The organism is Hahella sp. NBU794 (genome assembly GCF_050749805.1).
In the GTDB taxonomy this organism is placed as follows: Bacteria; Pseudomonadota; Gammaproteobacteria; order Pseudomonadales; family Oleiphilaceae; genus Hahella.
On sequence record NZ_CP192738.1, the window covers coordinates 117,639 to 142,841 of the forward strand.

Consider the following 25,203-nt stretch of genomic DNA (forward strand, 5'->3'; position numbering starts at 1 on the left):
CTAATCGTATTTGATCATGTGGTATTCCTGTGGCGCCGGCTCGCCTTTGATCAGCGCCGCCAATGTGGCCCAAAGCACTTCTCCAGTCGGCGGGCAGCCGGGAATCTGGTAGTCGATTTTGACCACTTCCGCGCAGGTGTATACCTTGTCCAGCAACAGCGGCAGCGCTGCGTCATTGGGAATCTGATTGTTGGGGTTATATACCTTGGCGCTGCTGGAATAGGCTTCTTCCAGGCACTCCCGTAATGGGTCTTCCGAATGCATAATGGCGTTACGCATCACCGGCAGGCCGCCCATGATGGCGCATTGCCCCACCGCCACCAGTACGTCGCAGTGCTTGCGGAACTCCTGCAGGGTGTGGACGTTTTCTTCATTGCAGCAGCCGCCTTCGATCACGCCGATATCGCAGCGGCGGGAAAAGGTTTTGAAATCGGTCAGCGGGGAACGGTCAAATTCCGCAAGCTCCATCAATTCCAGGATGTGCTCGTCCATGTCCAATAAGGACATATGGCACCCGAAACAGCCCGCCAGAGAAACCGTGGCGATGCGCTTTTTACGTTTCATGACTGTTCCTCGGACGGATCGATCTGATGCACGGCGATACGGTTTTTATGGCGGGCTTCAATTTTCCAACCGATGGGCTGGTTGTCGAACTGGCGTTGGCCTATCGGGGCGAAAAATCCCTCTCTTTTACGGATGATGCAGCCGACCGGACAGACCTCCAGAGACATGGCGTAGTCGTCAATGGAGGCGTTGCTGGCGGCTAGGTTCTCCGCATTGACGCCAATCCGCTTATGAATGCCGCGCCCCACATATTCAAAGATATTCTTGCCGTCCACATCCCGGGAGGCGCGAATACAGCGCCCGCATAAGATGCAGCGGTTGGTGTCCAGGGCGATATCCGGGTGGGAGGCGTCCACCGGGCGCACCGGTTGCAGATAGGGATACAGGCTGTCCTGGGAAATGCCCAGGCGATAAGCCATGGCCTGTAGCTCGCAGCGACCGCTGGCCTCGCAGATCGGACACAGATGATTGCCTTCGTGAAACAGCATGCGCACCAGATCGCGACGATAACCCTGGACTTGCGACGTATCGTTTTCCACCACGACGCCAGGTTCCGCAGGCTGTGTGCAGGCGGCGGCAGTGCGACCGTTGACCTTTACCGTACAGACGCGACAACTGCCTTGCGGAACCAGTCCTTCCACGTCGCACAGACGGGGAATGTAAACGCCGGCGTCGTCGCAGGCGTCCATGATGGTCTGGCCGGGCTTGGCGACGACGGTTTCTCCATCTACGGTGAATTCGAACTCTGTGCTCATTCCTTGTCTCCATAAGCCGGGTCATAGATGAGCGAGCGCCGCTTGGCGATGATTCTGGCCTCGTCCAGCGCCTTTTGAATATTGAAACCCGCCTGCATGCCGTCAGGTCGTTCCTTCACCATGGCGGAGTATACCAGGGGGAAATATTCCATGGTGGAGAGAATGGGGTTAGGGGAGGTGTGCCCGAGTCCACATCTGCTGGTGGCGATGATGGTGTCGCTCAGGTTGCGCAGATAATCGAGATCCTCCGGTTCGCCCTCTCCGTGCATGATTTTTTCCAGACCCTTTTTCAGGAAAACGTTGCCCACGCGACAAGGCGTACAGTAGCCGCAGCTTTCCTCGATGAAAAAGTCCATGTAGTAGGCGGCGGCTTCAAGAATGTTGCGGGAGCTGTTGAAGCAGACAATGGCGCCGGCGGAGGCGAGATCTTCAAAACACAGGCGGCGGTGAAATTCGGTGCGTCCTACTATCTGTCCGCTGGCGCCGCCGACTACGATAGCGGCGGCGTCTTGGGCTCCGGCCTGCTCCAGAATCTCTGCGAGAGTGACGCCAAAGGCGACTTCATAGATGCCGGGACGCGCGCAGTCTCCGCTGACGCTGAGCAATTTGGTTCCGGAACTGCCTGTGGTTCCCATGCCGCGAAACCAGGTTGCGCCCTGCGCCATGATGCGTGGAACGCAGCTCAGGGTTTCCACATTATTGACCACGGTGGGATAGCCCAGATACCCCGATTGCACGGGAAACGGCGGGCGATTTTTGGGTTCGCCGCGCTTGCCTTCGCAGGAGCTGATCAGAGAGCTTTCTTCCCCGCAAATATACGCGCCGGCGCCCATCTGAATCCGAATATCGAAAGTAAAATCCTTTCGTCCGAGAATGCCCGAGCCCAGTAAATTCTGTTCCCGGCGACGTTGCAGTGTTTCTTCCAGGTAGGCGCGCAGATAGCGGTATTCGCCGCGCAGATAGAGAATGCCGTGGCGGGCCCCTACCGCGTAGGCGGCGATCGTCATTCCCGCGAACAGCAAATCAGGTTTTTCGGTCAGCAACACGCGATCCTTGAACGTGCCGGGTTCGCCTTCATCCGCGTTACAGATGACATAACGTTCTTCGGCGGGGGGCGCCGCCGCCAGCCGCCATTTTCTGCCAGTAGGAAACCCGGCGCCGCCGCGTCCGCGCAGTAGCGACTCTTCGACGTGGGCGATCACCTCTTGCGGCGATAACTGCAAAGCGGCGTGCAGACCCTGTTCTGGATCGGCGTCGGTCAAAAGGACCGGCCCGGGCTGGCGAATATTATTGCGCACCATGGCCTGAACCAAAGGGTGGCTGTTAGCGCCATCGCCGGTCTTGCCGATCAGCGTTTGCGGGTCTTTGGTCTTGCGCAGAGTTCGCAGAATACTTTTGACTTTGGCTGGCGTCAGACGGGTGACGACCACATCGTTGATCAATGCCGCAGGGGCCTGATCGCACATGCCGATGCAGGGCGTGAACTCCAGGGAAAATGCGCCATCGGCGCTGGTTTCGCCCGGCTGGATTCCGAGAGCGCCGGAAAACGCCTCGGCCACCGCCTGCGCGCCGGCATGACGGTCAATGATGTCATCGCACAAGCGAATCGTGATATCGCCTTTGCGTTTGTCGGAAAAAAAGGCATAGAAACTGACGACGCCTTCCACTTCAACCCGATAGGTTCCGGTAAGCGAGGCGATCAGCGACATCGCCTCGCCATCGATGCAGCGCAGCTTATCCTGCACCTGCCACAGGATGTCCATCATCCGGCGCGGATCGTTGTCATAGTCGGCGCAGGCTTGCTTGATGAGAGTTGCGTTATCGTTATCCATGCTTCGTCCCGTCGGCGCGTGCGAGATTTCCCGATTGGGTTGATGACGCTGAACGGCGAACGCAGGTCGCAACGCCGCCCAGCGTATTCCATAGTATCGTCAGTCAGGGAAGGTATTTTGACGTGCGTCTGTTTTTCCCTGAAAAATCTATAGCTTAAGAGATGCGATCCATTCAGGCACACCGGCGCAGGCGGTTTTACGGATAATCGTGGCGCCTTTGACTTTCACATCTTCGCCGGGATCGATCACCGTTATTGGACAACTGGGCGGCGCGGCGTACGCCAATCCTGCGGCGGGATAGACCTGCAGAGAGGTGCCCACCACCAATAGAACGTCCGCCGTGGCGACGATATCCGCAGCGGCCTCCAGCATCGGAACCATTTCTCCGAACCAGACCACATGCGGTCGCATTTGTTTGCCTTGAGGACATAGATCGCCCAGCGCAATATCCCGGTCATCCAGATCAACCAGATAACGTTCATCGACACTGCTGCGCGCTTTCATGATTTCACCGTGTAGGTGGACGACGTTGCTGGACCCTGCGCGCTCGTGCAAGTCGTCGATGTTTTGCGTAATGATGGTGACGCGATGTTGCGATTCCAGCGCGGCGAGGGCCATGTGCGCGGCATTGGGCTGGGCTTCCCGGGCCTGTTGGCGACGGGTGTTGTAAAACTCCAGCACCAATTGCGGATCGCGTTCCCAACCGCCGGGGGACGCCAGATCATGTACGCTGTATTGTTTCCATAGTCCGCCCACGTCCCGGAACGTAGGCAGGCCGCTTTCGGCGCTTATGCCAGCGCCGCTGAGCACGACGATATGAGCCACGAACTTTCCTCAGAGTATGATTAGCTGTGCATTCGCCGGCATGTACGCCGGCCCGAACAGGACCGCTGACGTTAAGCGACCCAACAAGGCTAAACATAGCCCGGCGCGGCGCCGGGGTAAAGCTCGGACGAATCGGGCTTAGAGAACGCTCTCCACGGCGGCGATGAAGTCCGGGTCTTCCGGCGTAGTGCGGCTGGGAAATGCGGCGACAACGCGACCTTCTTTGTCTACCACATATTTATGAAAGTTCCATTGCGGAGGCTTCCCGGTCTGCTCCGCCAGATTACGGAACAAGGGATGCGCGTTGGGTCCTTTGACGGGGTGGGCGTCTGTCATGGTGAAGGTAACGCCGTAATTAACGAAACACACTGCCGCAGTTTTTCCTGCATCGCTGTCTTCCTGATTAAAGTCGTCCGAGGGCATGCCGATGACTTCCAGGCCTTGTTCCCGATAGCGCTTATACATCGCCTCCAGCCCTTTGAACTGAGGGGTAAAACCGCAGTAGCTCGCCGTATTAACGATCACCAGCGGCTTGCCGGCGAAGCGTTCGCATAAATTGATGGATTGACTGGAGTGCAGCTTTTTGACGTCGCCGTCCAGCAAGGCGGGACAGGCCGCCAGCGCTGACGCGCTTTGACACAGTAAAAGGCTTAGTAACGCTGTTTTGATGAATCTGGGCATGACCGTTTTCCTTGTTAGTCAGTACTGACTGATTGTGCGGCAGGGCGCTGGCGAAAGTCTATGATGATCGAGTGCGCGTGGAGTAGCCGTCCTCAATAAATACGGAGCCGGTCTTACTATAGATTGCGAGTTGTTTGCTCGCGCCACTTGAACCGGTGAAAAAAGCCGGCCTAGAATAATTGACCTTTGGTCATTATGAGGCGTTAGCCATGTTCAACTCCCACAATTTTGATGTGCTTGGCTCCACGTTGGCGTCCACCCTGCGACGTTGGCGGGGCACGATGGGTAGCCGCAAAACGGCGCAACCCGAGAAAGCGCCAGAACTGTTTGATCGCGAAGGCTGTCCGCATTGCCGTCTGGTGCGGGAAGCGCTGACGGAGTTGAACCTCGACGCCATGATTTATCCGGTTCCGCAAGGCGGCGTGAGGCATCGTCAGCGTTTGCAGGAACTTTCCGGTGGCGACGCGGTCCCATTTCTGTACGATCCAAATACGAATGAAAAAATCGCGGGCGCGCAGGCTATCGTTACTTACCTGTTTCGTCAGTACCGCGCCAAACAGCCGCCTGCGGCGTTGAGGGAATCCTTCATTAATTTGACAGGCTCCAGGCTGGCGACATTGGTGCGTGGAGGGAAAGGCCTGAAGGCGGAGCCCTCCAATGCGCCGAAGAAACCGTTGGCGCTGTACAGTTTTGAATCCAGTCCCTTCTCGCGGCTGGTGCGCGAACGCTTATGCGAATTGGAAATACCCTATCTTCTCGTCAACCTGAGTAAACAACAGTTGGCGGACTTGGGGCCGGCGGTGCAACGGCTGCATTTGGGCGAATACAAACCTTTGCCGGGAAGTAAAAGAGAGGCTTTTCTCAAGGAACATGGACGCGTACAGGCGCCGTTTCTGGTGGACCCGAATCGCGGTGAAGGCGCAGGGCTGTTTGAATCCGCGGAAATTCTCAAGTATCTGAACGCCGCCTACGCTGTCTGAGCCTGCGGATTATGCTGATAATTACTTGAAAGCATTCATATTCCCGCCGCGCTATACTGTCGCTCCTTAACCTATCGCGCGTCCCTGTAACTTGGTGAACGCGCGCCGCGTGTTCTATCAGGGAGAGTCCTTTCTTTGGGAGTGGGTGAAATGAGGAGGGCGTTTCGCAACAAACTCTCATGACTATACAAAATAGGCATTGAAGCCAACGCGGGCAATTGCCATGATTAGCAGCTCGGCCTGCGCCGCTTATCGCGGTCGGATGCGCCAATTATGGAATCTCGAACAACTATCTGGATGAATGTGCTAGGGCTAGAAATGAAAAATAAGTTGTCTGCGAAGGACTTGTGCTTCTCTATACCGCGTAATCTGCTGCTGGTGGGGGCGGTTGCTCTCAGCGGTTGTAACATGTCTTCAATCAAACCCTCGACGGACTCCGGCGCCAAGACGGAAGACAAGCAGTACGCCACTCCCTCTACTACTGAAACGACAAATGCGACCACTTCGCAAGAAGCGGCGACGTCAACCACGCCAGGTATGACGGACGCAACCTCGGAAGCGGGATCTGCGACGATGGAAAGCGCCGATGGCGCTGATCAGACAAACGCTGGCAAGACGACGCAGAAGACCACATCGACTGCAAAACAGAAAGCCAATACGCCCGCCGCTAAAAAGACCGTAAAGGAAAAAACGGCGACCAAGAAAACCGCCAGCTCCTCAAACGGCGCTTCTGCGAAAAAGAAAGAAGCGGAGAAGTCGCAAACCAAGCCGGCGGCGACTAAAGAAAGCGTAAAGAAAGACACTGCGAAAAAAGAGACAGCGGATACCAGCGCAGAGACAAAACCTGTCGTTGAGACCGCTATGCTGTCGCAACCAAAAGAAACATCAGGACTACAGATTACCGGTAGCATGCTGCCCTATGATTTCGGCGGCTGGATGCTGGAGAAGGATTGGGATAGCGCGCACATCGGCGTATGTCGACTGCGTTCGGAGCGTCATCCGATATTCGACGGCTATGAAAATTCCAACGTATGGATTGAGGTGTTGGCCAAGGAGATCAACGTATACACCAGATCGAACCTTGACCTGACCTATCCCGGCGTCGGCCTGCAATTAGCGGAACAAACCGTTCTGGACTTTAATGAAGTGTTTCAGGAGACAAACGCGCGGATAAAAGGAGACCATAGCCGCGCGCTGCAAAACGCCAACAAACTGACGGTTAAATTAGGTTTCTGGCCAAGCTGGCCGCAAACCCAAACCCAGCAGGCGGTGATACCGGCGACGGTGTTGAAGCAGGCGATACCGGTTTTTCTCAACTGCAAAAACCTGTAATCACGCATTAGACACGGAACGAATGGCGGCGGCGTCAAAGGTAATTGTTACGACCGCCCAGCCGAACGAAAAAAGTAAATCATAGCTGAAGGATGTTTCGGGGATGACCTTAAGACTTAAATTTAACCTTGTATTGGGTTTGGCTTCTTGCGCCGGCATCGCTCTGGCGGCCTTTCTGGTTTATGAACTGTTGCAGAAAAACGCGCGGGAAGAGGTGCTCGACAGCGCCCGAATCATGATGCAGAGCGCGTTCGCCGTACGCGGTTACACCGTTGATGAAGTGCGTCCATTGTTGGCGTTGCAGCAGAAGCGCCAGTTTTTACCGCAGACCGTGCCGGCTTATGCGGCGCACCGCTATATTGGCAAGCTGCAGAAGGAATATCCTGAATACAGCTACCGGGAAGCCACGCTGAATCCAACCAATCCAGCGGACCGCGCTTCAGATTGGGAAGCGGACATTATCAACCATTTCCGCAACAACGATGGCGCGCCGGAACTGGTCGGCACCCGGGAAACGCCGACAGGTCCCTCTCTCTATATGAGCCGCCCAATCAAGATCACTGACCCGAAATGTCTGGCCTGTCACAGCACCCCCAGCGCGGCGCCGCAGACCATGATCGACATGTACGGCAGCTCTAACGGTTTCGGTTGGAAGCAGGATGAAGTGGTCGGCGCCCAGATCGTATCGGTGCCTATGTCGCTGCCGCTGCAACGGGCGGATGAAACCTTCAAACTGTTTATCGGCTTGCTGGTAGGCGTTTTCCTGGTGATTGCGGTGCTGCTCAACGTCATGCTGGACTTCGTGGTTATCCGTCCGGTCAAGAAATTGTCCGATAAAGCTAACGAAGTCAGTCTGGGCGCGTTGGAAGCGGAGGAAATGCCGGTGAAAGGCAACGATGAGATTTCCTCTCTGACTCAGTCCTTTAACCGTATGCATCGTAGTTTGGCTAACGCTGTCAGATTGTTGGACGAAACTGGCGAGCCTTGAGTATAAAGTAGCCAGCTCAGGCGAGACGTCGATGCGCCCGTCGACCATGTCGGGTGCGTCTGCATTACAACCTTTTAAGTGGCCGCTATGGCGATGACGTGAAGGTTCGCGCTATATTGGCCGCATTGTAAGTCAAGTCCGGGACCTCTTCTCAAACTTACAAAAATCAACGAATTGGTTTGTATGGTTCAAGTAAGCGTAGAGTAAGCTTACCTATACTGAAGGACTTTTGGGGATACGCCGCACTGCTCTGTGCGCAGGCGGGTTAAATCGGATGTTACACGGAAGACGGCTGTCGGCGCCCGCTTAGCGGCGTGGCGGTTTGCTTTGCTCAGTACGTAAGAACTATGTCGACGAAACCACCATTTGACGTAATCGGAAAATATAGCGTTGAGTCCACCATCGGCCAGGGCGCAATGGGCGTGGTGTACAAAGGCCATGACCCGGACATTGATCGCCCGGTCGCTATCAAGATGCTGCACGCCCACCTGATGGTGGACCAGACTGACGGAGGCCTGCTGGCCCGTTTCCGTCAGGAAGCCCAGGCGGCGGCCCGCTGTCTGCACACTAATATCGTTACCGTCTTTGATTTCGGCGTCTTCAAGAACTCGCCCTATATGGTGATGGAGTTCGTCGACGGCATCGATCTGCGTTCTTTCCTGCGGGAAAACATGCAGCTTTCCGTACGTCAGATTGGCGACTTGGTCATTCAGGTGCTGGAAGCTCTGGATTACGCTCACCTGAAAGGGGTGGTGCACCGCGACGTTAAACCCGCCAATATTCTTTTGCTGGAATCCGGTCATGTGAAAGTGACGGATTTCGGCGTCGCAAAACTGGATACCTCCGAGCTGACCAATGTCGGCGACGTGATCGGCACGCCCAGTTACATGTCCCCGGAAGCGCTGCGCGGCGACCGGGTTGACGGACGTAGCGACCTGTTTTCCGCCGGCATCGTCTTACTGGAATTGATCGCCGGTAAACGTCCGCAAAAGGGCGGTTTGCCCTGGACGGAGAAAGAAATTCTGCAATTCATCGCCGACAGCCCCACACTGCCAGTGCAATTGGATCGCGCCTTCTCTGGTCTATTGGCGAAGGCGTTGACCGCAGAGCCGAAAGACCGTTATGAAACCGGACAGGAATTCGCCATCGCCTTGAAGACGCTGCTGGCGCCTAATCAGGTGTATGTGCCGGATCTCAACGATCTCGCCGCGACGGTGATTCAAAGCAAGGTTACTTTCGCTGGTCGTCAGACAGATCAACCTTCCACCTACAGCTCCGCGTCAAGTTCCCAGATCGCGCTGTCGCCGGAAGTGTCTCTGATATTGAGCCAGACGCTGGCGCCGTTCCTTGGGCCGGTGGCGCACCATATGATTCGCAATGCCGCCGCATCCTCGACGACCCTGCAGGAGATGATCGAGAAACTTTCCCGTCATATTCCCAATGAAGTCGAGCGGCGTAATTTCCTCAATACGTTGAATCGCACGGGGATTCGCTCCATGCCCAGCGAAACCACTGGCAGTGGCGCATCGCGCATCACCACCATTGGTACGCGTTCGTCTATCAGGCCAGGACAGTCTGGCCCGTTGACGTTAAGTGGAGAAACTTTGCAGAAGCTAACCCAGTTATTGGCGCATCATGTCGGCCCACTGGCTTCGCGGCTGGTGCGTAAATCGGTGAAAAGCTCATCGGATATGGAAACGCTGTTCAAGGACTTGGCCAACAGCATTCCAGATGAATCGGAACGCACCCAGTTTATCTCCAAGGCGCGTAAGTCGATCTAAAAAGAATCTAAAAGGGCAGGATCGCCGCTAGGGAACCCAGCGGCGATTGGCTATTACTTCGCGTCTTTGCGCACCCAGACTTCCACTCGTCCGTTACGACTTGCTCCATGCTCGCCGCCGCTGGCGCCGACAGACATGTACTGGCCATAGCCGGTTACCGCCTTGACCTCTGCGCCGCGCTCTTTCAATGCACGGTTGACTGCATTGGCGCGCAGCTCGGACACCATTTGCGAGCGTAGCTCATCTCCGCTTTTGTCTGCGAAACCAATCAGCATGAGATCCGTTGACGAGCGACCGCTTTCGCGTAAGTACTCCAACAAACGCTCCAGATCGCGTTGGGCTTTGTTATCAAGCTTGCTGCGTCCGGCGGCGAAGCGGAAGTTCACCGTCAGGCGATTGTAATTGCGGGTTAGCTGGCGGAAAGATTCCGGGACGCTGTTATCCAGTTTGGGATCGACTTCCACAATATTCTGAGAAACAAAGCCGCTGTCCGCGACAATGTCCTGGCCCATGGCGGAGTGTGTGAAGTGGATAAACCCGTCAATGGCGGCTTTATCCGGGCGCCCGCTGGTGTAGAAGAACAAGCGACGCGCCAGGGGATAGTCTTCCGTCGCCAGACTGAGTTGATCCGGCGCAATGGCGGGGCTGTTCGCCTCGGCGATGGCCAATGCTTTGCTGCTGCGCACAGAAGCGAAGCCGCTGAAACCAATAGCGCCGCGGTCTTTGCTTACATCGTCGGACAACTGATCGTTGGATTCATAACGTTTGGCGGTTTTCACCAGTTTATAGGCATCGCCGAGCACTAAACTGGAGAAGGTATCCCAGGTGCCTGAGCTTTCGTCTCGGGCGTAAACGGTCACCGCCATATCCGGGCCGCCGACCTGCTTCCAGTTGTTGATTTTGCCGGAAAACAGCTCCGCTACCTGAGTGGTGGTTAGGGACTTCACCGGATTGCGCGGATGCACCAGTATGGCCAGACCATCAACGGCGATGACGTGCTCTGAATCCAGCGCCTTCAGGTCAGCGCGTTTCTGATGCTCTTTCGCTTCGGAGTCTCTGACAGGGCGGGATGAGGCCCACACGTCTGCTTCTCCGGATTTTAATGCTTTATAACCGGTGCTGGAGCCATGAGCTGCGACTCTGACGGCGATGGATTTGCCTTGCACGGTTCCGCTTACGACGGCTTCATTTTCTTTGCCGGCGCTTTTCACAGTGACATTCTGCGCCCCGCGCTCCTCTAAGTAGCGTTTTATCAGAGCTGGGGCCAGAGCGGCGCCAATGGTGTTGGAGCCATGAACTTCGAATAAATATCCTTTTGTGGGAACGTCTTCCTGACTGAATGGGGTTAACGCATTGACACGCAGGCTGGCGAAGATTAGCGCCAGGCTTATGAAAGCGGTGAACCGACGTGCGCGCACAATTTTTATATCTCTCATTTGAAAAGAACAGTGTGTCAGGTTGGAAAGGAGCGTTGATGCTATTAAGTATTTATGACAGAAATATGACAGAACTGTAACAAAAGGTTCCGATTAGGAGGCCGCATTGTTTCAGCTTCGTCATGCATGTATGACGAAGTATAGTTCAAATAAATGAATAAAATATGTTGGGTAACAAGCGTACTTTCTCTGAGAGTCCATACTAATTTGGGTATAGGTTATGCTCAGGGACGAATCTCCTGCTTGCTGAATATGAGTTGAGCCTGATATGCGTCGATCTGTTGCTTGGGCCACGTTCCTGGAAGTGGTGTGCGCGATTCTGCTGCTGGCGGCGCTGATCGCCGCGTTGTTGTATATCTTCAACACCCCAGAAGCCTCTCTGCAGGATGAGACGGTGGCGCTTGATCAGAAAAATCCGGAACTACCCAATACTGTAAATGGTTCGGGCGAACAGGAGCAGACTCCTGCTGGCGCGGATGAGGGTCCCCGGTTCGTTAAAATAGACGCTGGCGGCGCAGAGCTTTCGCCAGAGACGGGGGAGTGGTCCTGTGTATTTGATCGCAGTACCGGGCTTTTGTGGGAAGTTAAGCGGACTGACGGTGGTCTGCAGGACGCTGAGCACACCTACTCGTGGGCGCGGGAAGGCGACTTGCCGGACGCGGATGCGGAGCCAGACGCGCCGCCGCCGGGAGGCAGCGTCTATAACCGTGGACTGTGCCTGTATTCTGAATGCGATACCGCCGCCTACGTGAGGGAAGTGCGGGAAATAAGTCTGTGCGGCGCTTCCGACTGGCGTCTGCCTGAGGCGGCGGAGCTACGGACCTTGGAGCACCCCACCCGTTATTATCCGGATATTGATACGGACTTCTTTCCCAACACCATCTCCGGCAATTACTGGACCTCCACGGAAGTGGAAAAGGCGAGGACGCTGGCCTGGTCCGTGGACTTTAATAATGGCTTTCCCTACATCGCGGAAAAGCGCTTGGCGCATCACCTCCGGCTCACCTCCGGACCCGTTCGCTAGAGGCGCTAACGCAATTCCATGTGGGTAAGGTTCACTATCGCTGAACCGGTTCAGATCTGATATGTTGGGCGCACTTGGATACAGGATCTCAACATGACTGCGCCGAACACACATCCTTTCGATGCTTTAACCCCCGAATTTATCATGGACGCCGTCGAGAGCCAGGGCTATTTATGCGACGGACGTATCTTCGCCCTCAATAGCTACGAAAACCGCGTTTATCAGGTAGGCGTAGAAGGCGCCGATCCCCTGATCGCTAAGTTCTACCGGCCGAATCGCTGGAGCCGGGAACAAATCCTCGAAGAACATGAGTTCTGTTATGAACTGGTGGAGGCGGAGCTGCCCGTGGTGGCGCCGCTACGCCTGAGCGATGGCGGAACGCTGCCGCAGGCGGGAGAGTTTCACTTCTCTCTGTTTCCTCGCAAAGGCGGCCATGCGCCGGAACTGGATAATTTCGATAGCCTGCTGACCTTGGGTCGTCTGTTGGCCCGTATTCACGCGGTGGGAGCGGTCAAGCCCTTCCAGCATCGTCCGCGCATCGATACGCAAAGTTTTGGCCGCGACGCGGTGGCGTTGGTGCAGGAACAATTCGTTCCCAGTGAATTACGCGCTTCCTATGATTCATTGACGCGTGATTTATTGCAGGCGCTGGAAGAAATCATTGGTGATGGCGGCGACTATGTTTATATCCGCACTCATGGCGACTGTCACGTAGGCAACATGCTGTGGCGCGATGACGCCGCTCATTTTGTGGATTTCGACGACACCCGCATGGCCCCGGCCATACAGGATCTTTGGATGTTGCTGTCTGGCGATCGCGCCAACCGGACGGCGCAGCTGGTGGAAATCATTGAAGGGTATAACGAATTCTATGATTTCCGTCCTTCTGAACTGAGACTGGTTGAAGCGTTGCGGACGCTGCGCATGTTGAACTACTGCGCCTGGCTGGCCAGCCGTTGGAGCGATCCCGCGTTTCCGCGCAACTTCCCCTGGTTCAATTCCGCGCGTTATTGGGGAGATCATATACTGGAGCTGCGTGAGCAACTTGCGGCGTTAAACGAAGAGCCACTACGACTCCCTTCCTATCAGGTTCGCTAAAGCGCGATCCAGTCAGATTGTATCGCCATGTAGGTATTGAAACCCGATACCTCGCATGGCGGATTCCGACACTTTCCGGTTTCAGCTTCCGCTTTTTTCAACGCTCCTACATGTTGAGAGATGGCTGAAATCAGCTCTACCGTTAATAATTGATGTAAAAGAAAAAACGTTGCTTTGCGCTATTTGCCGGCGTAGATGCGGCGCGCGGATGGTGAGTTCAAATAGGCGATTCAGCTTTGCTCGTAAAACTATTCAAGGTGCGTGGTCAGCATGGACATTCTTATTCTTCTGATAGTCGGCGCGGTGGTCGGTGGAGCCGCTTTGCAATCCTTCGGCGGCGCGTTGATGGGCGCTGCGTTGGGGGCTTTGGCGGCCAGCTTTCATCGCCTGCAGATGAAAGTGCAAAAGCTGGAGAAAAAAGTCAGCGCATTTGAAAAGGCGCGCTCAGAGCCTATCGCCGCACCGCCGCCAACGGTGGATGTCCCTCTTGCCTCAAACATGGAAACAGCGGTCTCATCGCAGCCTGTGGCGACGGCCTCGACCACTGTGACGCAAAACGTGAAGACGTTGGATGAGGTCAAAGAAATAGAGGAAGATGTATCCCTTGATATCAGCGCCCTGCAACTGGATTTAGAACCGTCTCCAGCCCCGGCAGTCGCGATGGAGCAGGCGTTCGTTACCCCATCGCCTGTGACTGAGACTGAATCGCCACTGGAAGAACCTGTCGTTGCGTTAGAGCCGCCCGTTGCGGTTGCTCAACCTGAACGTTTACGCCCCACACCTTCTGAGCCGGCGCCTCCCAATGTGGTCGATAAGCTGGTCGCCTGGGTGACTAACTATTTCACCGGCGGCAATATTGTCGTGCGGGTGGGCGTCATTATTCTGTTTTTCGGCGTAGCGTTTCTACTGAAGTATGCGTCGCAAAAAGTGGTTATTCCTCTGGAACTGCGTTATTTGGGTGTGGCGGCGGGCGCCGCCGCCATGTTCGCCATCGGGTGGCGTTTGCGCCGCAAAAACCAGGGCTATGGCCTTATTATGCAAGGCGGCGCGATTGGCCTTTTGTACATCACTATCTTCGCCGCTTTCCGCCTGCATGGCTTGCTGTCTTCGCTGACCAGTTTTTCCTTGATGGTGGCGGTGATTTGTTGCGGCGTATTGATCGCCGTCTTGCAAAACGCGCCGGCGCTGGCGGCGGTTAGCGTCATTGGCGGTTTCGCCGCGCCTATTCTTGCTTCCACCGGGCAGGGCTCGCATGTGGAGCTGTTTACTTACTATTTGCTTCTCAATCTGGGCGTTACCGCCATCGCCTGGTTTAAGTCCTGGCGCACGTTGAACTGGCTGGGGTTTGTTTTCACCTTCGGCATTGGCATGGTGTGGGGCGCGCAGTATTACACCCCTATGTTCTTCCATTCCACCGAGCCTTTCCTGATTGCTTTTGCGGTGATGTATAGCTTGATCGCCCTGCTGTTCGCCTCGCGTCAGCCCCCCAATTTGAAGGGGCTGGTGGATGGAACCCTGGTGTTCGGTACGCCTACGGTATTTATCGCCCTGCAATCGTTGATGGTTAAAGACACGCAATACGCCATGGCCTGGAGCAGCGCAGGCGTGGGTATTTTTTATCTGGCCTTGAGTTTGCTGGTGCGCGCGCGTCCTCAGATGCGCTTGTTGTATGAATGCTACCTGGCGTTGACGATTGCGTTTCTCACTCTGGCGATTCCACTCGCCTTTGACGGGCGCGTTACGTCTGCGCTGTGGGCGGTAGAGGGTGTGGCCCTGTTTTGGGTGGGGGCGCGCCAGCAGCGGCTGTTGCCGCGCTTTTCCGGACTGGGATTGATGCTGTTTGGCGGCGCGATGTATCTCACTGAGCCGCCATCCCAGGAACCACAATGGTTTGTGTTGAACGCTGACTTTATTGGAACTCTGCTGGTGACCATCGCAGGCGGTCTCGCCGCCCGCATCGCGACGCGTTATCAGGATCGCCTGTTGCGTCAGGAAGTGCAGTGGGCGCCGATTATTCTGTCTCTGTGGGCTTATGCATGGTGGATGGCGGGCGGTTTATTTGAGATACATCGCCACATCGCCGATACGCACCTGCCGATAGCCGGCAGTCTGTTCACGGTGTTGACGGCGATGGCCTGCCAGTTTTTTGCGGGAAGATGGCGTTCGCCGCATTTGCCCTGGTTGGCGATGGCGAGTTTTGTCATTGGCGTGGTTTACCTCTTTACCCACTATCAAGTAGACGCACGCGCTATCGCGTGGCTGAACGCGGACTTCCTGGCGCCCATGGCGTTGGTGGCGTATGCGTTATGGGCGGGGATATTCGCCTGGCGCGGCGAGCAGAGCCGGTATTTTGCGCCGGCGGAAATGGTCAATGCGCTGGTGTTGGGCGTGGCGGTGGCGTTAGGGTCGCTGGCGGGCGGAACCGAGGCCATTGAGCAATATCCGTCAGCGCTGGAGCCTGCGGCGTTTCTGCTGTTCTATACGCTTTTCATCGGCGTTTTTGCGCTTTCTTTCATGCGTTTTAAATGGGCGATGGCGGCGTATCCGGCGTTACTGCTGGCGCCGGCGATACTGTATGTTTTGTTTGTCTACGTGGTGGAATACCAGGCGCTGTACGCCAATGTCGGTTGGCTGGCGTTCCCAGTGGCCTGGGCGGCGCATTTCGGATATCTGCGTTTGATGCAGGATCGTGTCCACGCGCCAATTGGCCTTTTTCACTGCGTGATGCTATTCGCTCTGGTGTTTGCGGTCACCTGGCAGATTCATTTTGAAATCACTGGCGCATTTGACCCTGAAACCATGGCCGGGCAGGCGGTGTGGGGATTGATTCCGGCCCTTGCGCTGTTGCTTTTGCGGCGCGCATTGACCGCTATCTGGCCCTTCGCGCGCTATCCGCGTGAGCTGTTGCAATGGCTGCCACGCGCCTTGCTGGCGAGTGTTGGTTTGTGGCTGCTGTGGAACAATATGGTTGCGCCGGCGAACAAGGGCCTGGCGTTGTTGAATCCGCTTGATCTGGTCAACCTGCTGGCGTTGTGGGTGCTCTGGTCGGAAGTGCGCCGCTATGGCGCGCTGAATGCGTTGCAACAGAGAGTGGCTGCTTATGGCGTGGTGGCGGCGTTTTGCTTCCTGTGGCTCAATGCGGCCCTGTTCCGCGCTTTCCATTTCAGTCTGGCGATACCTTACCGCTTCGATGATATGGTGTCGTCCATTGTGGTGCAGAGCGGCATGAGTCTGCTGTGGAGCATTGCGGGCATGCTGTGCATGCTGGTCGGCGCGCGCAGGGCGCATCGCTCGGTGTGGATGGTCGGCGGCGGCTTGATGGTGGCGGTAGTCGCCAAACTGTTCCTGTTTGATCTTTCCGGCACGGGCACCGTGGCCCGTATCGTCGCCTTTATCAGCGTTGGCGTAGTGTTGTTGCTGGTGGGCTATTTCGCTCCGGTTCCGCCTCGGGAAGGCGCTGAGAAAGCGCCTGCGTCGGAAGCGGAAAGTGGCGTGGAGTAAGCGTCAGGCTAATGCCTGTTTAAGGAAAGCGATGGTGCGCTCCCAGGCTAACTGAGCGGCTTTTGCGTCATAGCGGGCGGCGTTGGCGTCATTATGAAAGGCATGATTGACGCCCTCGTACATGTGCAGCTCATAGCGCGCGCCAGCGGCGTCCAGGGCTTCACGATAGTCGGGAATGCCCTGGTTAATACGGTCATCCAGACCCGCATAATGCAGTTGCAGCGGGATTTTGATCCTGGCGGCGTCAGCGGCGCTCACCTGCCTGCCGTAAAAGGCGACGGCGGCGCCGAGATCCTGAGAGTGAGCCGCCAACTGGTTGGCCAAAGCGCCGCCCCAGCAGAAACCGATGCAGCCGACCTTACCGTTACAATCCTTGTGCTTTTTGACGTAAGCCACTGCCGCCTCGAAATCCATACGGGTTTTTTCTCCATCCAGCTGCGCGATCATACCTCGGGCCTTTTCCTGATCGTCCGGCGTGCCGCCCAACGGGGTTAAGGCGTCTGGGGCCAGGGCGACGAAACCCGCCAGAGCCGCGCGTCTGGCCACATCTTCGATATGCGGATGCAGGCCTTTATTCTCATGGATGATGACTACGCCGGGCAGCGGTCCGGATGAGGTGTTGGGCTTGGCGAGATAAGCGCGGATTGCGCTGGCGCCGCCTGGGTATTCGACATATTCGCTGCTGATGCGCGCGTCGTCTTTGGCGATAGTTTCCGCTCGCGCGTAGTTGTTTTCCAGCAGGGGCAGAAGCGCCATGGCCGCAGTGGTTCCGCCAGCCAGTCTGGTCAGACGGTCAATGAAGGTTCTGCGGCTCATGGTGGAGTGCGTGTATTCGTCGTAAAGCTGGATGAACTTTTGTTCCATGGAAAGCTCCTTTTCTTGTTGATCAGCTGTTGATCCGCGACTTGTCGCCGCGCAGGCGCATGCGTGTTTTTGGGTACTGCTTTCCTAACGAAAATCTTTAGCCGGAACAGGCGTGGTTCACGAAACTGTCATTTACTTGCAGTAAAAGTGCTGTCGGATCAACGCTGTTAAGGTATAAAAAATGACTGTACAACATCCTCAATATGGTTGGGAAATAAAAGACTCTGATGACATTCCCTCCAGTCCTGAGCAGGGTCGGAGCTTCTTTGACATCCTGCAGGCTCGGACTTCCCGTCGCAGCGTACTGCGCGGTTTCGCTGCAGGCGCGGCGGCTTCAGGCGTTTCTCTGACTGGTTGCAGCGCAATCATGGCCGGCTCGGATAAGGGTGAGCTGACTTTCACAGAGCTGCCTCACGGACAGGACGAAACATTCCATGTGGCGCCCGGTTATGAACACGATGTCCTGATCAGCTGGGGCGATAAAGTGTTAGCGGATGCGCCGGCGTTTGATCCCCGTAACCAGAGCGCGCAAGCGCAATCCAAGCAGTTTGGTTACAACAACGACTTCGTTGGTTTCCTGTCATTGCCGTTGGGTTCCGACAATTCGGATCACGGCCTGCTGGCTGTGAACCACGAATACACTATCTCTGAGCTAATGTTCCCCGGCTCGCCGAAGACCGACCAGATGAGCAAGGCGCAGGCGGATATCGATATGATGGCGCATGGCCTCAGCATCATTGAGATCAAGAAAACTGACGGCAAGTGGGCGGTGGTTCAAGGCTCAAAATACAACCGTCGCATTACTCCGGTAACGGAAATGCGTATGACAGGTCCCGCCGCCGGCAGCGACCGTTTGCGCACCGCGATTTCCCAGGATGGCGTGAGAACCCTGGGCACCTACGGCAACTGCGCTGGGGGCGTGACGCCATGGGGTACGGTATTGACCGCCGAAGAAAACGTGCAGAACTATTTCAAAGGCGATCCGACCAAAACCAAAGAAGCAGAGAACTATAAGCGATTCGGTCTGTCCGGCGAACATGAGTACGCCTGGGCTAACTTTTATGATCGCTGGAATCTGGCCAAAAGCCCCAACGAGCCGCTGCATGTGGGCTGGGTGGTGGAGATCGATCCGTTCGATCCTGACTCCAAGCCGCAAAAGCGCACCGCTTTGGGCCGTTGCAAACATGAAGGCTGCAATGTCTTTGTGAACAAGGACAATCGAGTGGTGGCCTACACTGGCGACGATCAGCGCTTTGAATATGTCTACAAATTTGTGAGCAAGAACAAATACGACCCCAGCAACCGCGCCGCCAATATGCGCCTGCTGGAGGAAGGAACGCTGTACGTGGCGGAGTTCACCGACGGCGGTCTGGTGACCTGGCGTCCGCTGGTGTTCGGCCAGGGCCCGCTGACGGCGGCCAACGGTTTCCGTAATCAGGGCGACGTGTTGATCGATATGCGTAAGGCGGCGGATTTACTCGGCGCGACGCGCATGGACCGCCCCGAAGATGTGGAAGTGAATCCGCAGACGGGTTCGGTGTTCGTCATGCTGACCAACAATAGCAAGCGTAAGGAAGGCGACACCAACGCCGCTAATCCTCGCGCCAAGAACCAGTCCGGCCATATCATCGAAATGACGCCGCCGGACGGCGACCATACTGCTGATCGCTTTATGTGGGATATGTTCATTGTCGCGGGAAATCCGCAGACGGAAGGCGCTAAATATCACCCGGATATTTCCGCCAATGGTTGGTTCGCCGATCCGGACAACTGCGCTTTCGACAATCACGGCAACCTTTGGATCGCCACTGACGGCGCCTACAAAGACGGCGTCGCTGACGGCGTATGGGCCTGTGCGGTGTCCGGCGAAGCGCGCGCGCTGACCAAACACTTCCTGCGTACGCCCTTACAGGCGGAGCTGTGCGGGCCCTTCTTCACCCCGGACAATCAGTCTTTCTTCTGTTCGGTGCAACACCCCGGGGAAGAAGGTACTTACGATCAGCCTACCACCCGTTGGCCTGACTTCCGCAACGATCTTCCGCCGCGTCCTTCCGTGGTGGCGATCAATAAGTCCGGCGGCGGCCGCATCGGTAGCTGACGCATCGATCGCATCATCTGAAAGTAACGAAAAAGCCGGCGCTGGAAACAGCGCCGGTTTTTTTATGGATGAGTATTTATTGAGCGTTTTCGCCAATGGTTTGGAAGATTACGCCATTCTCCGACGCCGGTAATCTTAATAGTATGAATCTGCGTTCACACTTTAGACGACAGCTATGAAACTCGACAGCTATCTCACCAAACAAGAACAACAAGAATTAAGACAGGGCTCCAATTTTCGGGGCATGATGGGCTTCGTGACTACTTGGGGGCTGATCGTTGGTGTGAGCGCGCTTTTTGCCCTCTATCCTAATGTTTTCACTCTGATTCTGGCGCTTGTCGTGCTCGCCAACCGGCAATTGGCGCTGGGCATTCTGCTGCATGATTGTTCGCACCGATCCTGGTTTCGCAGTCAGTGGCTGAATGATCAGTTGGGGCATTGGCTGGCTGGCGCGCCGGTGCTGGTGCCGCTACCTTTTTATCGCAAGTATCACTTTATCCATCACGTTAAGACTGGCACAGATGAAGATCCGGACGTAGGCAATATCCGCAGCTATCCGGTCACAAAAACCAGTATGCGACGTAAGATTTTTCGTGACTTCACTGGGCAATCCGGGCTGAAGAATGCATTGGCGCTATTGCTGTATGTGAATACCGGCAGACCCGGCAATGCGGTATCCATGGGCGTGCAGACACGTCAGGCGGATAAGGCGGAGGTGCGTCGCACCACGCTGCGTAATTTCAGTCATCTGCTATTGGTGCATGGCGGCTTCTTGGGCTTGTGTGTGGCGTTGGGCCATTGGGAGGTCTATCTGCTGTGGTGGGTCGCCTATATATTCACGTACCCCTTTATCATTCGCGTGCGTCAGGTCGCCGAACATGGCGCCATGCCGGCGTTGTCCTCCGATGACGTGCGAGACACCACGCGCACCACGCTGGCGCGTTGGTGGGAGCGTCTCTTGTTTGCGCCGCATTATGTGAATTATCACTGCGAGCATCACGCGTTGCCCACTGTCCCTGGTTATAACCTGCCTCGCATGCATCAGATGCTGCGTGAGCGTGGTTTCTATCAGGATAAGCCCGAAGCATTGGTCGTCGGTTATCCTGAGATCATCCGTAAAGCGGCTTCCGCCTAACTCTCTATTTCCTTCATATCTGTCTTTTCTCTTTTTGTTTTTCCTGACTTTGCGCACCCCCTGCGCGCTTTTTGCGTGCGCGTAAGCCGTCCGTAACTCTCTGTCTTAGCAGTCTTAGTCCATATAACGTCTACCATTTCACCTGTACGGCCTATTCTTTGCTGCCCAGAAACCGGCTATCAATATCGTCACAAAAATAACCATAAGCTGTCATAGCGGCCACGTAGGGTATTCCAGTTGTACGCCCGGCATTACTAACCTGGAGCCAGTTAAATGAATAAGAACGTATGGATGATCCTGCTGGGGGCGATGGGGCAAATGATTTGCCCGTCTTCTCATGGGGAATTGTTGATCAGTGAAGTGTTGTACGACGCGCCTGATAATGATGCGTCGCAAGAGTGGGTGGAGATATTCAATCCGTCCTGCCAGAACGTCAATCTGGCGGACTACAGTTTGCAGGACAACGGCGGCGCTTATCCGTTGAGTGGCGTGATTGGCGCTGGCGCCTACGTCAGCGTGGCGAAGAACGCAGCTGGATTCCAGGGCCTGTTCGGGATGAATCCGACGCTTTCCGGGATGTCTCTGAGCCTGGGCAATTCCGGGGACTTTGTCAAACTGATGAAGGGTACCCAGGAAGTGGACATGGTGGCCTGGGAAGGGGCGGTGTCCCAGTGGTATTTGAATGCGCAGAATGTGTCTCTGATGCGCTTCGCCAGCGATGACACGGACACCCAGCAGGACTGGGTCGCCGCCGCCACAGCGGGCGCCCCGGGCGTGGGCGATCTTGACGCCGGGTGCGATGGGTCTGATCAAGGCCCTGGTGATGACTCTTCCTCGACGGCAACGCTCGTCAATGGCGTGGCCAAAACAGGACTGGCGGGCGCGGCGGGCTCGAAGACGTTCTATGTCGGCAGCGTTCCCGCCGGCGCCGTCAGCCTCAAATTCGAACAGTCCGGCGGTAAAGGCGATGCGGATTTGTTCGTGCGTTTCGGCGCGGCGCCGACCTCCTCCGTTTATGACTGTCGCCCCTATGCGGGCGGCAACAACGAAACCTGTGAATTTAAAGGTCCCGCCGCGGGGGATTATCACGTGATGGTGAGCGGTTACAGTGATTACAGCGGGCTCAGCCTGCGTATGAGCTACAGCGCCGACAGCGGTGGCGATGATGGAAATGACGATGTCGACGGTTATTACTCTTCCGCCATGGGTAAAACTGGAGCGGCGCTGAAATCCGCGCTTAATGGGATTTTGCGTAACCATACAGCGATGAGTTACTCCCAGGTTTGGGACGCTCTTAAGTACACCGATGAAGACCCTGACGACAGCAGCCATGTCATGCTGCTCTATTCCGGTCGCTCCATCGACAAGGACGACAATGCCGGCCAGTCCAATTCCGGCGACGCCTGGAACCGGGAGCACGTATGGCCGAAGAGTCATGGTTTCAGCAGCAGTAGCCAATACGCGCATACGGACATCCATCACCTGCGTCCGGCGGATGTTTCCATAAACAGCGCACGCGGCAACAAAGATTTTGACCTGGGAGGCAGCGCGATTGGCGAAGCTCCAGAGAACAAGACCGATGCAGACAGTTTTGAGCCCAGAGATGCAGTAAAAGGCGATGTGGCGCGCATGATTTTCTACATGGACGTGCGTTATGAAGGCGGCGATGACAGCGGTACGCCGAATCTGCAGCTCGTCAATTATTCTGGTACGGGGACCAACGATCCCAAACTGGGCAAGCTGTGCCAGCTGTTGCAATGGCACAACCAGGACCCGGTGGACGCCTGGGAGAAACGTCGCAACCAGCGTATTTATGAACGCCAGGGCAACCGCAACCCGTTCATTGATAACCCGGGATGGGCGCAGGAAATCTACGCGGCTTCTTGCCAGTAACGCTTATCAAAAGTGTAAAGGCGCGCCGCGGTCGTGGGGATCGCGGCGATTTATCCACTCGCTATATTCGTCATAGTCGAAGCGGGAACTTTCCTGCTATAAACGTGGGTTTATGCTTTTGTACTTCGAATTCAGGCGAGCACTCGCAAAGAAGGAGGCGGCGTTACTATGGCGGAATTTTCTGGATTTTCACCAGACTTTTTTAAATTTTTTCAGCAGTTGCAGGCAAATAACAACAAGGAATGGTTTGAAGAGAACAAAGCGCGCTTCAAACAGGAGGTGCAGCAGCCCCTAGTGCGCTTTATTGAGGCCATGGCGCCGGAGTTGATGAAAGTCTCTCCCTATTTTGTAGCGGACCCGCGATTGAACGGCGGCTCGATCTTTCGTATCTACCGGGACACCCGTTTCTCCAAAGACAAGACGCCTTACAAAACCCACGCCGCCGCGCAATTCCGGCATCAACAATACAAGAACGTGCATACCCCCGGCTTTTATGTGCATCTGGCGACAGACGAAATTTTCTTCGGTGGCGGTATCTGGATGCCAGAGTCGCAAGAGCTGTTGAAGATTCGCGAGCGTATTCGCGATAAGCCGAGCGCCTGGGAAAAGGTGTTGGCGGATAAGAAACTGAAGAAAGTGCATGGCGGCGTAACCGGAGATGGGCTCACGCGGCCGCCGAAAGGCTTTGACGCCGACGCTCCCCATATTGAGGACATCAAGCGCAAGAGCTTTTTCGCCATGACGCAATGCCCTGTGGATGCAGCCATGGAGAAAGACTTCCATAAACAGGTCGCCGCCGGTTTTGCGGCGGCGGGACCTTTGGTGGAGTTTTTGTGCGGCGCGATGAACGTGCAGTTCTAGCCGCCGCTTCATGAGAGACGCTAGAACAGCGTCTTCATGGTTCCACCGTCCACGACCAATGACGCCCCGGTGATGTAGCTGGCGGCGTCGGACAGCAGAAATACCGCTGCATTGGCGAACTCCTCCGGGCTGCCGTAACGGCCCAAGGGGATGCTGGAGGCGGAGGCATCGCGCTGTTGTTCCACTGATACGCCTTTTTTCGCCGCGGCGGTGGCGTCCAGGGATTGCACCCGAGGCGTATCGATGCGACCGGGAATCAGATTATTGACGCGAATGCCTTCGCTCGCGAGGCTACGGGATAAACTCTTCATCAGGCTGGTCACCCCGGAGCGCATGACGTTGGACAACAACAGCATGTCGATGGGCTCTTTCACTGAAGATGAGGTGATGCTGAGAATGCTGCCTTTGCCCTGTCCGCGCATGGCGGGCAGAACCGCGCGCACCATACGCACGCTGCTCATCAGGGTCAGTTCAAAAGCGTCGCTCCAGGCGGCGTCGTCAAAATCGTCGAATTGCCCCGCCGGTGGACCGCCAGCGTTTACCACCAATCCCTGTGGGACTCCCAGTTCATCGGCGGTGCGTTGCGCCCAGGCGCTGATGGCGGAGGCATCTTTGGCGTCCACGGACATCGCCAGCACCTTGGCGCCGGTGGCGGCGCGGATTTTTTCCGCCGCCGCGTCTATGCCTTCCTGCGATCGGCTCATAATGGATAAGCGGGCGCCCTGACGCGCGCATTCCATGGCGATCGCGAAGCCCAGGCCGGAGCTGGCGGCGGCCACCATGACGGTCTTATCCTGCAAACCAAATTCCATCGTCGGTTACCTCTTTTATTGATAAGGATTGGCTGGCTTTAGCGGCTGGAGCCAGCCATCACCAGGCCGAAACTGATGAATACGCCACCGGTGATTTTGTTGAAGCGATTCATGATTTTTTCTTTGCGCAAATAGGCGCGGAGCCGGGTGGATAAGGCGGCGTAAAAAGACAGGAAACCGAATGAACACACGGCGAAAGTCAGCGCCAGGGGCGGGAACTGTTGAATAAAGGGCTTGGATACATCAATGAACTGGGGAAACAGCGCGGTGAAAAATGCGATGGCTTTGGGATTGCTGATGCCTGTCAAAAAGCCTTCCCGATACAGCTCCCAGCGGCTGTATGTCAGGGTTGCGACTTCGCCGTCCGCGTCGATGGGCAAAGCGCCTGTGCTGCGCCAGGCTTTTACGCCAAGGTAGATCAAATAAAGTCCGCCGAGAACCTTGATGATAGTGAACAAGGTGGCGGAAGCCAGTATCGCAGACCCCAGCCCCAGGGCGGAGACTGCCGCCAGAACCAAGACGGCGGTGACGTTGCCGGCGATGCTGACGCTGGCGCCTTTAAGGCCGTATTTGGCGCCGTTTTTCACCGCCAGAAATACCGCCGGCCCAGGGCTGGCGATAGCGGTGGCGACAATGGCCAGGAATATCAGGTATTCCGTCATGCTTTATTCTCCTTGTTATCTATAGCGCGCCAGCGTTTATCTGTGGTTGCTTCGTTTTTTCCGTCCTGTTGTCGCGCTCAC

General features: G+C 56.0%; 20 protein-coding genes. 11 read left to right on the forward strand and 9 right to left on the reverse strand.

The window, feature by feature from the left end; all coding sequences use genetic code 11:
- The 5 genes from ACQYWX_RS00515 to ACQYWX_RS00535 form a co-directional block, all read right to left on the reverse strand.
- On the reverse strand, positions 1 to 564 hold the full coding sequence (locus tag ACQYWX_RS00515) for an NADP oxidoreductase (RefSeq protein WP_216735318.1): 564 nt from the start codon (positions 562 to 564) through the stop codon (positions 1 to 3).
- A complete protein-coding gene (locus ACQYWX_RS00520; RefSeq protein ID WP_431687520.1) occupies positions 561 to 1,319 on the reverse strand; it encodes a 2Fe-2S iron-sulfur cluster-binding protein in 759 nt (252 codons plus the stop codon). Before ACQYWX_RS00520 ends, ACQYWX_RS00515 begins: the two co-directional genes overlap by 4 nt.
- Positions 1,316 to 3,151, reverse strand: a complete 1,836-nt coding sequence (locus ACQYWX_RS00525; RefSeq protein ID WP_431687521.1) for an NAD(P)H-dependent oxidoreductase subunit E — start codon at positions 3,149 to 3,151, stop codon at positions 1,316 to 1,318. The genes ACQYWX_RS00520 and ACQYWX_RS00525 overlap by 4 nt, the downstream gene beginning before the upstream one ends.
- A gap of 147 nt (positions 3,152 to 3,298) precedes the next feature.
- Positions 3,299 to 3,976 carry an SIR2 family NAD-dependent protein deacylase gene (locus ACQYWX_RS00530; protein ID WP_431687522.1) on the reverse strand — a complete coding sequence of 226 codons (678 nt, stop codon included), beginning with the start codon at positions 3,974 to 3,976 and terminating at the stop codon, positions 3,299 to 3,301.
- Positions 3,977 to 4,114: 138 nt separating this feature from the next.
- On the reverse strand, positions 4,115 to 4,657 hold the full coding sequence (locus ACQYWX_RS00535) for a glutathione peroxidase (RefSeq protein ID WP_279500499.1): 543 nt from the start codon (positions 4,655 to 4,657) through the stop codon (positions 4,115 to 4,117).
- Between the two features lie 209 nt (positions 4,658 to 4,866).
- Between ACQYWX_RS00535 and ACQYWX_RS00540 the strand changes: the two genes are divergently transcribed.
- From ACQYWX_RS00540 to ACQYWX_RS00555, 4 genes are all read left to right on the forward strand, one after another.
- Complete coding sequence (locus ACQYWX_RS00540; RefSeq protein ID WP_431687523.1) at positions 4,867 to 5,637, forward strand: glutathione S-transferase N-terminal domain-containing protein; 771 nt, start codon at positions 4,867 to 4,869, stop codon at positions 5,635 to 5,637.
- A 318-nt stretch (positions 5,638 to 5,955) separates the two neighbouring features.
- Positions 5,956 to 6,969: a hypothetical protein gene (locus ACQYWX_RS00545; RefSeq protein WP_216735324.1), complete on the forward strand. Its 1,014-nt coding sequence runs from the start codon at positions 5,956 to 5,958 to the stop codon at positions 6,967 to 6,969.
- Between the two features lie 103 nt (positions 6,970 to 7,072).
- Positions 7,073 to 7,957, forward strand: coding sequence for a Tll0287-like domain-containing protein (locus ACQYWX_RS00550; RefSeq protein ID WP_216735325.1), 885 nt, complete (start codon positions 7,073 to 7,075; stop codon positions 7,955 to 7,957).
- Positions 7,958 to 8,304: 347 nt separating this feature from the next.
- Entirely contained in the window at positions 8,305 to 9,738 is a 1,434-nt protein-coding gene (locus ACQYWX_RS00555) for a serine/threonine-protein kinase (protein ID WP_216735326.1), read from the forward strand.
- A 53-nt stretch (positions 9,739 to 9,791) separates the two neighbouring features.
- On the opposite strand, the gene ACQYWX_RS00560 is transcribed toward ACQYWX_RS00555, so the two are convergent.
- Complete coding sequence (locus tag ACQYWX_RS00560; RefSeq protein WP_431687524.1) at positions 9,792 to 11,156, reverse strand: substrate-binding domain-containing protein; 1,365 nt, start codon at positions 11,154 to 11,156, stop codon at positions 9,792 to 9,794.
- Positions 11,157 to 11,442: 286 nt separating this feature from the next.
- Here ACQYWX_RS00560 and ACQYWX_RS00565 point away from each other — a divergent pair, with 286 nt between their 5' ends.
- The 3 genes from ACQYWX_RS00565 to ACQYWX_RS00575 all read left to right on the forward strand — a co-directional run bounded on the left by ACQYWX_RS00565 (position 11,443) and on the right by ACQYWX_RS00575 (position 16,797).
- The gene (locus ACQYWX_RS00565) at positions 11,443 to 12,198 is read left to right on the forward strand and encodes a DUF1566 domain-containing protein (protein WP_431687525.1); all 756 of its coding nucleotides are present in this window, start codon (positions 11,443 to 11,445) and stop codon (positions 12,196 to 12,198) included.
- A gap of 93 nt (positions 12,199 to 12,291) precedes the next feature.
- On the forward strand, positions 12,292 to 13,296 hold the full coding sequence (locus tag ACQYWX_RS00570) for a serine/threonine protein kinase (RefSeq protein WP_431687526.1): 1,005 nt from the start codon (positions 12,292 to 12,294) through the stop codon (positions 13,294 to 13,296).
- Positions 13,297 to 13,566: 270 nt separating this feature from the next.
- A complete protein-coding gene (locus ACQYWX_RS00575) occupies positions 13,567 to 16,797 on the forward strand; it encodes a DUF2339 domain-containing protein (RefSeq protein WP_431687527.1) in 3,231 nt (1,076 codons plus the stop codon).
- Between the two features lie 3 nt (positions 16,798 to 16,800).
- Here ACQYWX_RS00575 and ACQYWX_RS00580 read toward each other — a convergent pair whose 3' ends face one another.
- A complete protein-coding gene (locus tag ACQYWX_RS00580; RefSeq protein ID WP_216735331.1) occupies positions 16,801 to 17,661 on the reverse strand; it encodes a dienelactone hydrolase family protein in 861 nt (286 codons plus the stop codon).
- 181 nt (positions 17,662 to 17,842) lie between these two features.
- Between ACQYWX_RS00580 and ACQYWX_RS00585 the strand changes: the two genes are divergently transcribed.
- The 4 genes from ACQYWX_RS00585 (at position 17,843) to ACQYWX_RS00600 (ending at position 23,648) form a co-directional block, all read left to right on the forward strand.
- Positions 17,843 to 19,759 carry a PhoX family protein gene (locus ACQYWX_RS00585; RefSeq protein ID WP_431687528.1) on the forward strand — a complete coding sequence of 639 codons (1,917 nt, stop codon included), beginning with the start codon at positions 17,843 to 17,845 and terminating at the stop codon, positions 19,757 to 19,759.
- Between the two features lie 175 nt (positions 19,760 to 19,934).
- Positions 19,935 to 20,894 (forward strand): fatty acid desaturase family protein, encoded by a 960-nt coding sequence (locus tag ACQYWX_RS00590; RefSeq protein WP_431687529.1) that lies wholly within the window; start codon positions 19,935 to 19,937, stop codon positions 20,892 to 20,894.
- 273 nt (positions 20,895 to 21,167) lie between these two features.
- Positions 21,168 to 22,787, forward strand: a complete 1,620-nt coding sequence (locus ACQYWX_RS00595) for an endonuclease (protein ID WP_431687530.1) — start codon at positions 21,168 to 21,170, stop codon at positions 22,785 to 22,787.
- Between the two features lie 168 nt (positions 22,788 to 22,955).
- Entirely contained in the window at positions 22,956 to 23,648 is a 693-nt protein-coding gene (locus tag ACQYWX_RS00600; protein WP_216735335.1) for a DUF2461 domain-containing protein, read from the forward strand.
- A gap of 20 nt (positions 23,649 to 23,668) precedes the next feature.
- Here ACQYWX_RS00600 and ACQYWX_RS00605 read toward each other — a convergent pair whose 3' ends face one another.
- Both ACQYWX_RS00605 and ACQYWX_RS00610 read right to left on the reverse strand, forming a co-directional pair.
- Positions 23,669 to 24,460, reverse strand: a complete 792-nt coding sequence (locus tag ACQYWX_RS00605; RefSeq protein ID WP_431687531.1) for an SDR family oxidoreductase — start codon at positions 24,458 to 24,460, stop codon at positions 23,669 to 23,671.
- 38 nt (positions 24,461 to 24,498) lie between these two features.
- Positions 24,499 to 25,122, reverse strand: coding sequence for a LysE family translocator (locus tag ACQYWX_RS00610; RefSeq protein WP_431687532.1), 624 nt, complete (start codon positions 25,120 to 25,122; stop codon positions 24,499 to 24,501).
- Positions 25,123 to 25,203: the final 81 nt, after the last annotated feature.